The organism is Kineococcus rhizosphaerae (assembly GCF_003002055.1).
In the GTDB taxonomy this organism is placed as follows: domain Bacteria; phylum Actinomycetota; class Actinomycetes; order Actinomycetales; family Kineococcaceae; genus Kineococcus; species Kineococcus rhizosphaerae.
Map to the genome: position 1 here is coordinate 366,702 of NZ_PVZF01000004.1, position 13,850 is coordinate 380,551.

The 13,850-nt window shown below is 74.3% G+C and carries 12 protein-coding genes; 3 read left to right on the plus strand and 9 right to left on the minus strand.

All coding sequences use genetic code 11. The features are described from left to right. Positions 1-33 precede the first annotated feature (33 nt). The 4 genes from CLV37_RS10920 to acs all read right to left on the minus strand — a co-directional run bounded on the left by CLV37_RS10920 (position 34) and on the right by acs (position 4,677). Positions 34-954: an alpha/beta fold hydrolase gene (locus tag CLV37_RS10920; protein ID WP_342762260.1), complete on the minus strand. Its 921-nt coding sequence runs from the start codon at positions 952-954 to the stop codon at positions 34-36. Continuing rightward, complete coding sequence (locus CLV37_RS10925; protein ID WP_106210089.1) at positions 951-1,421, minus strand: phage holin family protein; 471 nt, start codon at positions 1,419-1,421, stop codon at positions 951-953. Before CLV37_RS10925 ends, CLV37_RS10920 begins: the two co-directional genes overlap by 4 nt. A 246-nt stretch (positions 1,422-1,667) precedes the next feature. Then, positions 1,668-2,663, minus strand: coding sequence for an endonuclease/exonuclease/phosphatase family protein (locus CLV37_RS10930; RefSeq protein ID WP_106210091.1), 996 nt, complete (start codon positions 2,661-2,663; stop codon positions 1,668-1,670). A gap of 58 nt (positions 2,664-2,721) precedes the next feature. Further along, positions 2,722-4,677 carry an acetate--CoA ligase gene (gene acs / locus CLV37_RS10935; protein WP_106210093.1) on the minus strand — a complete coding sequence of 652 codons (1,956 nt, stop codon included), beginning with the start codon at positions 4,675-4,677 and terminating at the stop codon, positions 2,722-2,724. A 260-nt stretch (positions 4,678-4,937) separates the two neighbouring features. Between acs and CLV37_RS10940 the strand changes: the two genes are divergently transcribed. Next, complete coding sequence (locus tag CLV37_RS10940) at positions 4,938-6,380, plus strand: MFS transporter (RefSeq protein WP_106210204.1); 1,443 nt, start codon at positions 4,938-4,940, stop codon at positions 6,378-6,380. A 71-nt stretch (positions 6,381-6,451) separates the two neighbouring features. Here the strand turns inward: CLV37_RS10940 and CLV37_RS10945 are convergent, their stop codons facing one another. The 5 genes from CLV37_RS10945 to CLV37_RS10965 all read right to left on the minus strand — a co-directional run bounded on the left by CLV37_RS10945 (position 6,452) and on the right by CLV37_RS10965 (position 11,462). Continuing rightward, complete coding sequence (locus CLV37_RS10945) at positions 6,452-7,144, minus strand: TerD family protein (RefSeq protein ID WP_170127181.1); 693 nt, start codon at positions 7,142-7,144, stop codon at positions 6,452-6,454. A 66-nt stretch (positions 7,145-7,210) separates the two neighbouring features. Further along, positions 7,211-8,254, minus strand: a complete 1,044-nt coding sequence (gene tsaD, locus CLV37_RS10950; protein WP_106210095.1) for a tRNA (adenosine(37)-N6)-threonylcarbamoyltransferase complex transferase subunit TsaD — start codon at positions 8,252-8,254, stop codon at positions 7,211-7,213. Further along, positions 8,251-8,868, minus strand: a complete 618-nt coding sequence (gene def / locus CLV37_RS10955) for a peptide deformylase (protein WP_106210208.1) — start codon at positions 8,866-8,868, stop codon at positions 8,251-8,253. Before def ends, tsaD begins: the two co-directional genes overlap by 4 nt. 129 nt (positions 8,869-8,997) lie before the next feature. Continuing rightward, positions 8,998-10,632 (minus strand): GAF domain-containing SpoIIE family protein phosphatase, encoded by a 1,635-nt coding sequence (locus CLV37_RS10960; protein WP_106210098.1) that lies wholly within the window; start codon positions 10,630-10,632, stop codon positions 8,998-9,000. Positions 10,633-10,721: 89 nt separating this feature from the next. Further along, on the minus strand, positions 10,722-11,462 hold the full coding sequence (locus CLV37_RS10965) for a YceI family protein (protein WP_106210100.1): 741 nt from the start codon (positions 11,460-11,462) through the stop codon (positions 10,722-10,724). 251 nt (positions 11,463-11,713) lie between these two features. Between CLV37_RS10965 and CLV37_RS10970 the strand changes: the two genes are divergently transcribed. Both CLV37_RS10970 and CLV37_RS28835 read left to right on the plus strand, forming a co-directional pair. Continuing rightward, on the plus strand, positions 11,714-12,025 hold the full coding sequence (locus tag CLV37_RS10970) for a hypothetical protein (protein ID WP_106210102.1): 312 nt from the start codon (positions 11,714-11,716) through the stop codon (positions 12,023-12,025). A gap of 113 nt (positions 12,026-12,138) precedes the next feature. Continuing rightward, on the plus strand, positions 12,139-13,850 hold a 1,712-nt coding region (locus CLV37_RS28835; RefSeq protein WP_106210104.1), incomplete at its 3' end, for an HD domain-containing phosphohydrolase.

The window sequence follows — 13,850 nt, forward strand, 5'->3', positions numbered from 1 at the left end:
GGGGCGCGAGGTGTGCCTTCGGCGGGAAGGAGATCACCAGCGGGCGAGCCACCCCGCGAGGAGGGCGGCGAGGTGGTCGGGAGCCTCCTCGGGCACGTAGTGGCCGACGCCGGGGACCTCCTCGACGCGGTGCGGGCCGTGCGCGTAGTCCGCGGCGGCGTGCAGGGTGCGCCGCGAGACCGTGGGGTCCAGCTCCCCCCGCACCTGCAGGACGGGGACCTCGACGCCCGCGCGCAGGGCCGCGGCGAGTCGCCGGCCGTCGGCGCGCACGGCCGAGCGCGCGATCCAGCGGTGGTACTCCAGCGCGGAGTGGGCGACGAACGGGACGCGGATCGCCTCGGCGTAGCGGGCGACGTCCGCGGGGCCCGGCCAGGCCGGGCCGGAGCGCTCCCGCAGGACGCGCTCGACGCCGTCACCGGTCAGCAGGGACCGTTCGGGCAGGGCGGGCAGCTGCCGCCAGAAGGCGGTGCGGGTGGTGTCGAAGCCGGTGGCCCGCCCGAGGCGGTCGCGCAGGACGTGCCCGGTCAGCAGGGGGTGCCCGGCACCGACGACGACGACGCCGCGGACCTGCTCGGGGTGCAGCGACGGCAGCGCCCAGGCGGTGCGACCGCCCATCCCCAGGCCCACGACGACGGCGTCGCGTTCGCCCAGGGCCCGCACGACGGCGGCCACGTCGGCCGCCGACGTCGGGGTGTCGTACCCGCGCGGGGGCTTGTCGGAGGCTCCGTACCCCCGCAGGTCCATCGCGACGGTGCGGTAGCCGGCGGAGGCCAGCGCCACGAGCTGGGACCGCCACGCCCACCAGAACTGCGGGAAGTCGTGCAGCAGCAGGACGAGCGGTCCCTCACCGAGCTCGGCGATGTGGAACCGCGCGCCGTGCGCGGCGACCAGGCGGTGCCGCCACGGCCCCTCGACGAGGACGGCCGAGACGTCCGTGGCGGGCGTGCTGATCAGTGCCCGATGCTGCGCGCGCCCGGGGCGCCGGTGATGGTCTTGGCGACGGGCTTGCCGGTCGCGGCCGCCTTGACGGCGGCGATGCTGTCCTTGGTGGTGCGGATGGTGCGCTCGGGCGGGCGGACCTGCTTGATGCGGCCGAACCCGATCGCGGCGGCCAGGCCGGCGACGACGAGCATCGCGGCGGCGACGACGAGGAAGCTCAGCCAGACGTCCCAGCCGGCGCCCTCGTGCAGGGCGAAGGCGACGGTCACCCCGAGGAAGACGAAGGCGACGAACCCGAAGACACCGGCGACGGCGAACAGGGCACCGCCGAAGGCGCCGTTCTTCACGTCGGCGGTGATCTCGGCCTTGGCGAGGGCGATCTCGTAGCGGACGAGTTCGGTCATGTCCTTCGTCGCGTCGGCCACGAGCTGACCGATCGTGCGTTCGGGAGCCCCGACGGGACGGTCGTTCAGGGTGGTCATCGAGATCCTCCTAGGCCGGTCGCGCGTTCCCGCACTCGGGGCGCCGGGCAGAGCCTAGGAGTTGCGCCGGGCACGTGCACCGCCAGGGTGAGCGCGTCGCCGTCGGCGGGGGGACCGACGGCGACGCAGGGGTCGCTCTCGTACAGGGGGGACGAGCGACGACCAGGACGACACTACGGCTCTCAACCTCCTCGCGGGGCCGATCGGGAGATCTTCGAACCGGTTCCCCCGCTCGGCCCAGCGTGATCACGTCCGGTCGACCGGACGCCACCGGGCGAGGAGCGCCCGGTGGTCGCTGCCGGGCAGGGCCGCGACGCGCGAACCGACGGCGCGCCAGCGGTTCCCGTCGGCCAGGGAGTGGTCGATGGTGGCCCCGACGACGGCGGGGTACTTCGCGGGCCACGTCCCGCGGGCCCCCGTCCCGGTCTGCTCGCCGGCGTCGACGCAGGACCCCCGCAGGTGCAGGCCCGGGTGGTCGAGGGTGGCGTTGAGGTCTCCGGCGAGCAGCGCCCCGGGGGTGCGGGCGCACCAGTCGGCGACGGCCCGCACCTCGAGCGTCCAGTCCCCGACGAGCTGCGGGACGGGCGCGGCGGTGTGCGCGGCGGCGAGCACGGGGCCGTCGCCGGAGACGGGCTCGGCGGTGACGACGGCCTTGAGACCGTCGGTGAGCTCCCCGGTGGCGCGGTACTCCCCCAGCCGCTGCGAGACGAGCAGCGCGGTCCCGTAACCCCCCTCGCGGTCGCGGCGGTAGAACACCTGCACGCCGGTGCCGGTGCGGGCCTCGATGCGCGCCGCGACGTCGTCGGCGTACGGCTGCGTCGACTCCGGCAGCGACACCGCGTCGGCGGCGCCGTCCACGGCGAGCCGGGCGACGGCGTCGGGGTCGGCCCGGGCCATGAGGACGTTGGCGGCCAGGAACGTCACGTCCCCGGCGCGCGCGACGGGCAGGTCCCCGGCCGAGACCCCGCGGGCGGCGGTGGCACCGAGCGAGCCGGCCGCGGCGACGGCGAGGACCGTCGCGGCGGGCAGGGCGCGGCGCCAGCGGACCCCCGTCAGGCCCGTGACGGCGGCCAGCCCCGCCAGCCCGACCCCGACGGGGACGCGGAACGGGACGGTCCACAGGAACGGCCGCTGCCCCGCCAGCCCGAACCACTCCGGGGCCCCGACGACGGCGGCGCCGGCGGCGACCACCCCCGTCGCGACGACGGTTGCGGCGAGCGGGCGACGGGGGCGGTTGCGCACTCCCCCAGCCTGACGCACCTCCCCGTCCGGCACCCGGCCCGGACGGGGAGGTTTCGGGTCAGTCCTGGAGAGCTGCGCCCATGCCCGCGGTGATGGCGTCCATGACCGAGGAGTCGGTCAGGGTCGTCACGTCGCCGGGCTGGCGGTGCTCGGCCACGTCGCGCAGCAGCCGGCGCATGATCTTGCCCGAGCGGGTCTTGGGCAGCTCGGCCACGACCATGATCGACCTGGGCTTGGCGATGGGCCCGATCTGGCCGGCGACGTGGTTGCGCAGGTCCGCGACGGTGCCCGGCCCCTGCTCGTGCCCGCCCCGCAGGATGACGAAGGCGACGACGGCCTGCCCGGTCGTCTCGTCGGTGGCGCCCACGACCGCGGCCTCGGCCACGTCGGGGTGCGAGACGAGCGCGGACTCGATCTCGGCGGTCGACAGCCGGTGGCCGGAGACGTTCATGACGTCGTCGACGCGGCCCAGCAGCCAGATGTCGCCGTCGTCGTCGCGCTTGGCGCCGTCGCCGGCGAAGTAGCGGCCCGGGAACCGCGCCCAGTAGGTGTCCTTGAACCGCTGCTCGTCGCCCCAGATGCCGCGCAGCATCGCCGGCCACGGCTCGGTGAGCACCAGGTAGCCGGGCTGGCCGTGCGGGACGGGCTCGCCGGCGTCGTCGACGACCTCGGCCACGATCCCGGGCAGCGGGACCTGCGCGGAGCCGGCCTTGAGGGCGGTGACGCCGGGCAGCGGGGCGATCATCTGCGCGCCCGTCTCGGTCTGCCACCAGGTGTCCGCGATGGGGGTGCGGCCGGCGCCGATGACGCGGCGGTACCAGTTCCACGCCTCGGGGTTGATGTTCTCCCCGACGCTGCCCAGCACCCGCAGCGAGCTCAGGTCGTGGCGGGCGGGGAACTCCTCGCCCCACTTCATGCAGGTGCGGATCGCCGTCGGCGCGGTGTACAGGACGCTGACGCGGTACTTCTCCACGATGGACCACCAGCGGTCCTTGTCGGGGGTGTCCGGGGTCCCTTCGTAGACGACCTGCGTCAGGCCGTTGGCCAGCGGGCCGTAGACGATGTAGGAGTGCCCGGTGACCCAGCCGATGTCGGCGGTGCACCAGTACACGTCGCGCTCGGGTTCCACGTCGAACACGTTCTTCGTCGTGTACGCGGTCTGGACGAGGTACCCGCCGGAGGTGTGCAGGATGCCCTTGGGTTTGCCGGTGGTGCCGGAGGTGTAGAGGATGAACAGCGGGTTCTCGGCGTCGAAGGACTCCGCTTCGTGCTGCGGCGCAGCGGCTTCGAGCGCCTCGTGCCACCACACGTCGCGGCCCTCGACCCAGTCGACGGCCTCGCCGTTGCGCTGGACGACCAGGACGTTGGTGACGCTGGGGGCGCCCTTGGCCAGGGCCGCGTCGACGGCGGGTTTGAGGGTGGTGGGCTTACCGCGCCGGTAGGACCCGTCGCAGGTGATGACGAGCTTGGCCTCGGCGTCGTTGATGCGCGAGTTCAGGGCGTCGGCGGAGAACCCGCCGAACACCACCGAGTGCGCCGCCCCGAGGCGGGCGCAGGCGAGCATCGCCACGACGGACTCCACCAGCATCGGCAGGTAGATCGCGACCCGGTCCCCGGCCTGGACACCGAGGGCGGTCAGGGCGTTCGCGGCGCGCTGGACCTGCTCGTGCAGCTCGGCGTACGTCACCGTCCGCGTGTCGCCCGGTTCGCCCTCGAAGTGGATGGCGACGCGGTCACCGTTGCCGGCCGCGACGTGGCGGTCGACGCAGTTCACCGCCACGTTCAACCTCCCGCCGACGAACCACTTCGCGAACGGCGGGTTCGACCAGTCCAGGACGTCGGTGAAGTCGGTGTCCCAGGTGACGTGCTCGCGGGCCTGCTCGGCCCAGAAGCCCAGCCGGTCGGCGGCCGCCCGCTCGTACAGGTCCGCCTGGGCCACGGCCTGCGCGGCGAAGGCCGGGTCGGGGCTGATGGGCGCACCCGAATCCTGCTGGGTGGTCGGCTCGGTGGTCACGGTCGTCCTCCTCGACTGACTGATCGCTGCTCGTGCCTGGAGGTTAGCCGCCCCGCCCCCCGCACCGTTCGGGTGCCTCGGGACACGGTTCGCCGAGCGCACCGGTTCGCGCGGGCGTAGCTTCGCTCCGCCGCAGGGCGGTGGCCCGCAGGAGCGCCCCCCGCTGTCCCCGGCGACGACGCCGAACGAAGGAAGGTGCTGTGAGCGCCACCACCGACAGTGACGGCCGCCTGGTCGTCCGCAGTCTCGTCCCGGCCCGCATGGACCGGCTGCCCTGGACCCGCTTCCACTGGATGATCATCGTGGGTCTGGGGGTGTCCTGGGTCCTGGACGGTCTGGAGGTTCAGATCGTCTCCAGCGTCGGCAGCGTCCTGCAGGACCGTGACACGCTGCACCTCACGACGACCGACGTCGGCCTCATGGGGTCGATCTACCTGCTCGGGGAGGTCGTCGGCGCCCTGTTCTTCGGCCGCATCACCGACCGGATCGGCCGCAAGAAGATCTTCATCCTGACCCTGGCGGTCTACCTGATCGCCAGCGGCGTCGCCGGGCTGTCGTTCAGCCTGTGGTTCCTGCTGATCTGCCGCTTCGTCGCCGGCCTCGGCATCGGTGGGGAGTACTCGGCCATCAACTCCGCCATCGACGAGCTGATCCCGGCCAAGTACCGCGGCCGCGTCGACATCGCCGTCAACGGCACCTACTGGGGCGGGGCGATGATCGGCGCCGGGGCCAGCATCTTCCTGCTCAACCCGGACCTCGTCGACATCGACTGGGGCTGGCGGATCGGCTTCTTCATCGGGCCGGTCATCGGGCTGGCGATCATCGGACTGCGCCGGCACATCCCCGAGAGCCCCCGCTGGCTGATGACCCACGGGTACCAGGAGCAGGCCGAGGCGACCGTCGACCAGATCGAGGCCGACATCGAGGCCGGGGGCCGCCACCTGGACCCGGTCCCGGCGGAGAAGGCGCTGGAGATCCACCCGCAGGCCTCGGTCAGCTACCGCCAGATCTTCCGGGTCATGGTGAGCCAGTACCGGTCCCGCTCGTTCCTGGCGTTCTCGATGATGGTGACGCAGGCGTTCCTCTACAACGCCATCTTCTTCACCTACGCGCTGGTGCTCAGCCACTTCTACGGCGTCGGCTCCGGCTCGACCGGGTACTTCTTCTTCCCGTTCGCCGTCGGCAACCTCGTCGGGCCGCTGGTCCTGGGGCCGCTGTTCGACACGATCGGGCGCCGCAAGATGATCCTCGGCACCTACGGCCTGTCCGCGGTGCTGCTGGCGATCAGCGCCGTGATGTTCCACGCGGGGATGCTCTCGGCGACCACGCACACGATCTTCTGGTGCGTCATCTTCTTCTTCGCCTCCGCCGGTGCGTCCTCGGCGTACCTGACGGTCAGCGAGATCTTCCCCCTGGAGCTGCGCGGGCAGGCGATCTCGTACTTCTTCGCCATCTCGCTGCTCGTCGGCGGGGTCGCGGCCCCGTCGCTGTTCGGCGCGCTCATCGGGGACGGCACCGACCGCGGGCCGCTGACGGTGGGGTACTTCGTCGGTGCGGGGATCATGCTGGTGGGCGGGCTCATCGCGTGGTTCTTCGGCGTCGACGCGGAGGGCAAGGGCCTGGAGGACATCACCGACCCGCTGTCGGCCGCGGCGCCCCGGCGCGTGACCCGGACCCGCGTCCAGGGGCCGGGGCCGCGCTGAGCATCCCGGCACGTTGACTCCGCGGTCTCGTTGAAAGGGACCGGGGAGTCAACGTGCCGAAACCCGCGCGGCTACTTGCGCCCGGTCCGCCACTTCATGCCCCACCCGAACGCCTCGTCGAGGGCCTGCTGGCCGCCCTGGACGTACCGCACCTCGCGCTGGACGGCGATCTCGCGGCCGTCGGAGGTGATCTGCGCGATGGCGCACATGGGCGAGCGGTCGTCGTGCTCGTCGAGCCGGACCTCGATCTCGGGGCCCGAGACGGGGTGCAGGGTCACGACACCGTCGGCGGCGGCCCAGTTCGGGACGCCCTCGTAGATGAAGGCGAAGACGAGGATCCGCTTGATCTTCGCGGCGTCGCGCAGGTCGACGAAGAGGTTCTCCCCGCCGCCGCCGGTGCGGTCGTCGCCGTCGAGCCAGACGACGGGGTCGCCCGCGCCGCGGTCGCGGAACGCGTTGCCGAGGGCCTGGACGACGCCCTTGGAGCCGTCGGAGAACTCGTAGAGGGCGCCGAGGTCGAGGTCGATGCCGCCCTGCGGGGCCGCGGCGGCCTTGAGCTTGGAGAAGAAGCCGCCCGAGGCGGGGGCCGCGGCGGCCGGGCGCGCGTTCCAGGCCAGGTGCACGCGCAGCGTCCCGCCGGTCGCCCCGGTCTTGGACAGCGACACCTTGGGCGCCGACTTCGTCAGCGTGACCTTCGACAGCGAGACACCTCCCGCGCGGGGAGGTTCAGGCTCGTTCGCCTTCTTCGAGTAGTCGATGCCCACGGGTCCGACGCCTTTCGTTCGAGGGGTGCTGATCACTCAACGCACGCACAGCCGCGGAAGTGCCCCTCAGGCCCAGGGGCCGTGCAACAGCGCCCCCGTCAGCGGCGCGGACGGGTCGGCCCCGAGGTCGAGCCCGGACGCCGGGGCCCCGGCGCGCACGAGCAGGTCACCGACCGCCGCGATCATCGCGCCGTTGTCGGTGCACAACCGGATCGGCGGCACCCGCAGCTCGATCCCCGCCGCGGCGCAGCGCTCCTCGGCCAGGGCCCGCACGCGCGAGTTCGCCGCCACCCCGCCCACGACCAGCAGCGTGTCGACGCCGTGCTCGCGGCACGCGGCCAGCGCCTTGCGGGTCAGGACGTCGGCGACGGCCTCCTGGAAGGAGGCGGCGACGTCGGCGACGGGGACCTCGCCCCCGGCGTCGGCGCGGGCCTCGACCCAGCGCGCGACGGCCGTCTTGACCCCGGAGAAGGAGAACCCGTAGGCGGGGTCCGAGGGCCGGGACAGCGCGCGCGGGAAGGCGATGGCGTGGGGGTCGCCGTCGCGGGCGACGCGGTCGACGACCGGCCCGCCCGGGTAGCCGAGGCCGAGGACGCGGGCGACCTTGTCGAAGGCCTCCCCCGCGGCGTCGTCGACGGTGTCGCCCAGGTGCACGATCGGGTCCCGGCCCAGGTCCCCGAGCAGCAGCAGCGACGTGTGGCCGCCGGAGACGACGAGCGCGACGCAGCGCGAGGGCAGCGGGCCGTGCTCGAGGACGTCGACGGCGGCGTGCCCGGCGAGGTGGTGCACGCCGTACAGCGGCTTGCTGAGGGCGAAGGCGAGCGCCTTGGCGGAGGCGAGCCCGACCTGCACGGCCGTGGACAGCCCCGGGCCGGCGGTGACGGCGACCGCGTCGACGTCCCCGAGCCCCAGCGAGGCCTTGTCGAGCGCCTGGTGCAGCACCGGCAGCATCGACTCCAGGTGCGCGCGGGCGGCGACCTCGGGCACGACCCCGCCGAAGCGGGCGTGCGCGTCCATGCTGGAGGCGAGGGCGTCGCCCAGCAGGACGCCCTCGGAGACGAGCCCGACGCCGGTCTCGTCGCAGGACGACTCGATCCCCAGGACGATCACGCGTCGTCCCCGGCGGGCGCCGTCAGCCCGGCCGCGGCGAGGATCTCCTCGCGCTGCGCGACCGGCAGCCGGTCGACGTAGACGACGCCTTCGAGGTGGTCGGCCTCGTGCTGCAGGCAGCGCGCCAGCAGACCGGTCCCGACGATCTTCACGGGGTTGCCGTGGACGTCGACGCCGGTCACCTCGGCCTTGTCGGGCCGGGCCAGGTCGGCGTACTGGCCAGGGACCGACAGGCAGCCTTCGCCGTCGAGGTCCAGGCGGCGCTTGCGGCCCGTGGGCAGGTGCAGGACGGGGTTCACGACGTGCGCGACGACGTTCTCCCCGGTGGTCTCGGTCTCGTCGTCGGGGCAGTCGACGACGAAGACGCGCGCGTCGACGCCGATCTGGTTGGCGGCCAGGCCCACGCCGTCGGCGGCGGCCATGGAGGCGAACATGTCGGCCACGAGCTGGACGAGGTCGTCGTCGAAGGCCGTCACGGGCGTGCAGGGGTGGTGCAGCACGGGCGTGTAGTAGCGGGTGATGGGGTGCGCGACCCCGGTGCGCCCCTCGAACTCGACGGGCGCGTGCTCGCCCCGCCCACCCTGCTCGACCCGCTCGACCTGCTCCTCGCTCACGCCGTCGTCCGTTCGTTCGGGCGTCGCGCTCCGGTCGGCGGCTTCACTCCCGCCGCGCACGACTTCGTCGGAGCGTCGCTCGCTCCAGCCACCGACGCGCTCCTGCTCACTCACGGGGAAGATCGTAGGTCAGCCCTGGGCGTGGAACCGGACGGCGAGCAGCGCGACGTCGTCCCCCGCGGCCCCGCCGGCCTGGGCGAGCAGCTCGTCCAGCCCCGCGGCGAGGTCCCCGGAGGCCAGCCCGGACGCCTTGGCGCGCAGGCGCTCGATGCCGGAGTCGAGGTCGTCGTCGCGGCGCTCGACGAGGCCGTCGGTGTACAGCAGCAGCGTCGCCCCGGCGGGGACGTCGACGACGTGGTCGGTGCGCCGGCCGGTCCCGACGCCCAGCAGCAGGTCGGGCGGGGCCGCCAGGACGCGCGCGGTCCCGTCGGCCAGGACCAGGACGGGCGGCGGGTGCCCGGCGTTGGCCCAGCGCACCGTCCGCACGCCCTCGGCCCGGGCCTGCAGGTTCTGCTCGACGCGGGCCACGAGGCAGCTGGCGAGGATGGCGTCGGCGCGCAGGGAGCTGACGACGGCCTCCAGCCGGTCCAGCAGCTCGGCGGGCGGGTCGTCGCGGTCCACGGCCAGGGCGCGCAGCGCGATCCGCAGCTGCCCCATCTCGGCGGCGGCGGTGATGTCGTGGCCGGTGACGTCGCCAATGACGAGCAGGGTGGTGCCGTCGGGCAGCAGGATCCCGTCGTACCAGTCGCCGCCGACCTGGTCGCCGGCGTGGGCGGGCACGTAGCGGGCGACGAGCTCGAGGTCACCGACCTGCGGCAGGTCGGTCGTGAGCATCGACGTCTGCAGGGTGCGGGCGGCGGTGGTCCGCTCGGCGAGCAGCAGCGCCCGCTGCAGGGCCTGGGTCGTGTACGAGGCCAGGGAGCGCAGCGTGGCGCGCTGGTTCTCGGACAGTTCGAGGTCCTCGTGCCAGACCATCGTCAGCAGGCCGACGTTGCGGCCCGCGGCCACCAGCGGGACGGTGGCGAGGTAGCGGACGTGGGCGGTCTCCCAGCGGTGGGCGAGCTCGGGGAAGCCGGTCCGCAGGCTGGTGGCGTCGTCGAAGCGGGGACGCCCCTCGCGCAGGGCCAGGGTTCCGGGGCCGGGACCGTCCAGGGGCAGGTCCTGCCACTCCTCCTGCGCGCCGGGGGCGTAGTCGCCGGTGAAGGGGGTGCGCAGCAGCTGGCGCTCGTGGTCGACGACGGACAGCGCCGCGTAGGCGGCGCCGAAGCCCTCGCGGGCGGCCTCGACGGCGGCGCGGGCGACGTCGGTGACGGTGCGGGTGGCGGTGAGGGCCTCGGACAGCCGCAGCAGGCGGGTGGTGTGGTCCAGGGAGCGGTGCAGGGAGCGGGTCAGCTCGTCGCGTTCGAGCTCGAGGTGGTGCTCGGCGGTGACGTCGCGGAAGGAGCAGAGCACCTGGCCGTCGACGCGCTGGGCGCGCACGGCGATCCACCGGTCCGTCCCGGCGACGGGGCCGGTCCAGGTGACGAGGCCGCCCTCGGCGCGGGTGCGCCGCAGCTGGGTGTGGAAGTCGCTGCCGACGGCGGCGGGGAAGACGTCGGAGAGCAGCTTGCCGACGAGGTCGTCGGGCACCAGGCCGTACACGGCGGCGCCGGCGGCGTTGACGTGCAGGACGCGCCACTCCTCGGCGTCGAGCACGATGATCCCCTCGGAGACCTCTTGCCACGCGCGCAGGAGCAGCGGGTCCACCGCTCCGGCGGACGACATCCCGCCAGGGTAGGGACCGGCCACCGCTCACCGCAGGTGATCGGCCGCATCCGTCCCGAGAGCGGGGGCGGGCGCCGGGGCCGCGCGGGTCAGGCCTTGGTGGCGGTGAACGTGAACTCGATCGTGCCGGTGTCCTCGACCTTGACGAAGCCGAGGTCGGGGGCCTGGACGCCGTGCTCGGACCAGGTCACGGGGAGGGAGCCGGTGACGGTGACGGAGCCCTGCGCGGTGCGCTGGACGGTCGCGGGGACGGTGACGTCGCGCGGGCTGCCCTTGAGCGTCAGGGTGCCGACGAGGTTCACGGCGACGCTCGAGCCGACGTCGAGACCGCCGAGCGGGACGGGGGCGGTGAGGGCGACGTCGGCCGTGGGGAAGCGCGCGACGTCTATGACGGTCGTGCGGAACTGGTTGTCGCGCTGGCCGGAGTCGGTCTCGACGGAGGCGAGGCCGACGGAGACCGTCCCGGCGGTGAGCCGCCCGCCGGCGACGGTGAGGTCACCGGTGACGTCGGAGGTGCGGCCGGTGACGGTGACGTCCTGGCCGTTGAGGACCTCCTTCACGCGGTAGCCGGCGGTGCCGCCGGGGGCGAGCGTCCACGCCCCGTCGAGGGTGGCGTCGGTGCTGGCCGCGGTGGGGGTGGCCGAGCCGGCCGCGGTGGAGGCGACGAGCGGGGCGGCGGCCTTGCCGGACTCCACGCTCGCGTAGATGCGGGGACCGACGAAGGCGGCGACGGCCAGGACGACGACGACCGCGAGGACGGCCCAGAGGCCGCGGCGCCGGCGGGGCCGTCCGGGGGCTGCGGGACGCTCGGGCGTGCGCGTGCTGCTCATGGGGTCACCTCTGCGGTCGGGGTCCTGGCCCGCGCGACGGGCCTGCCACCGGGGTCACGAACGCGGTGGCACGGGGGTTCAGCCGCGGACCCGCGGACCGACCGGCGACCCTGCGGTGACCGGTCGGCCTGTCGGACAGGTGGTACGACGCTGCGTCGTCGCAAACGTTGCAGCGCAACGAGTGGTGGTGGTCGGGAGCACCCCCGCGGAGGGCCTACCCTCGACGGGTGCCTTTTGAGCGACTTCGACTCATGAGTGACTACCTGGTGCCGACCCCCGTGTGGGCGCCGGCCGACATGGGCGGCTTCGTCCTGAGCCGCACGCACCTCGACGACCTCGGCCTCGACGAGCGCCTGCGCACCGGTCTGCTGCAGTGGCAGGCCTACTTCGACGAGCACCACCCCGTCGACCTGTGCGGCTGGGACTCCCCCTCGTCCTGCTCCTCCTACGCCAGCGAGGGTTTCCGCCTGCAGTCCGAGCTCAGCCACGCCCTGCCGGGGGTCCGGTTCGACCTCGACCTGTGGCCCGTGCGCGCCGTCGACCTCGACGTGATGGCCCTCTAGGTCCCGAGTCCCGGGACCACGACCGGCGACGGCACCCACGGGGCCCTCAGCCGATCAGGTGGTGTCCGCGCGTTCAGGTTCACCGGGGCGGAACGTGTCCCGAAACCTGCTGGGTGCCCACCGGACCCACCCAGAACTACAGCGAGGCGGCTTCCCGCACCTGGCGGCCCCGGCCCGTCCTCGCGCGCGCCGTGCGGACCACCGCCGTCCTCGGGCCGCTGGTGTTCGCCCTCGTCGTGGGGGCCGCCGCCGCGCGGTGGGCACCGGCCGAGCGCCTCGGGGTGAGCACCGCGGTCTGGCTCGTGCTCGTCGTCGCCCTCTCCTCGGCGATCATGGTCGTCGCGAACCGGTGGCTGCGCCGGCTGCTGCCGCTGTCGTCGATGCTGCGGTTGAGCCTGGTGCTGCCCGACCACGTCCCCAGCCGGTTCGCCGTGGCCCGCCGACGGTGGTCGCCGGACGAGCTCGAGCACGGCACCGGGCCCGGGGGCGCGCAGCAGCTCCTGGCGCTGATCAGCGCACTGGCCGCCCACGACGCCCCGACCCGTGCCCACGGCGAACGGGTGCAGGCCTACGCGGCCCTGATCGGCCGGGAGCTGGGCCTGTCCGGGGAGGACGTCGACCGGCTGAGCTGGGTGGCCCTGCTGCACGACGTGGGCAAGGTCCACGTGCCGACCGAAGTGATCAACGCGAAGGGGCGCCCGTCCGAGGAGGGGTGGGCCCGGCTGCAGGCCCACCCGGACCACGGGGGCGCGCTCGTCGAACCCCTCCGGACGTGGCTGGGGTCCTGGGTGGACGGGGTGGCCCAGCACCACGAGCGCTGGGACGGGCAGGGGTACCCGCGGGGCCTGGCCGGGGCGGGCATCTCGCTGGCGGCCCGCGTCATCGCCGTCGCCGACACCTACGACGTCATCACGTCGGCCCGTTCCTACAAGAAGCCCATGTCGGCGGAGCAGGCCCGGGCCGAGATCACCCGGTGCGCCGGGACCCAGTTCGACCCGGACGTCGTGCGCGCGTTCCTGTCGGTCGGCCTGGGGCGTCTGCGGCTCGTCGCGGGGCCGGCGACCCTGCTCGCGGCGCTGCCGTGGGTGGGGTCCCTGCCGGCGCAGGCCGTGTCGACGGTGTCGGCGGCTGCCCAGACCGCCGGCGGCCAGGTCGCCACCGTCCTGCTGGCCACCGGGGTCGGGGTGGGGTCGAGCGTGACGGCGACGCAGGCCGTCGCCGACGTCCTGCCCACCAGCGTCGCCACCTCCTCACCCACCCCTGCGCGCACCTCCGCACCGCTCACCGGGCCGACGAGGACGCCGCACTCGGGAACGCAGCACCCGCTAACGGCGCAGCCGACCGTCGGGCGGGCACCGTCCGCGAGCAGCGGCCCCGTCGCTCCGCCCGCGCTGACGCCGCCCTCCCCCTCGTCCGCGCCGCCCTCCCCGGCCGGGACCGTCACCACGACCGGCCCGGTCGAGCCGCCGACGGCCGGGCCGACCGGCGCTGCGACACCCTCCGCCCCGGGGGAATCGGGCACGGGTGCGCGGCCCGGGCGCGAGGCCCGTGCGGAACCCGGAGCGGCAAGACCCGCACCGGCCGAGCCCGAACCGGCCAAACCCGCACCGGTGCCCGCACCCGCCAAACCCGCACCGGTGCCCGCACCCGCCAAACCCGCACCGGTGCCCGCACCCGCCAAACCCGCACCGGTGCCCGCACCCGCCAAACCCGCACCGGTGCCCGCACCCGCCAAACCCGCACCGGTGCCCGCACCCGCCAAACCCGCACCGGTGCCCGCACCCGCCAAACCCGCACCGGTGCCCGCACCCGCCAAACCCGCACC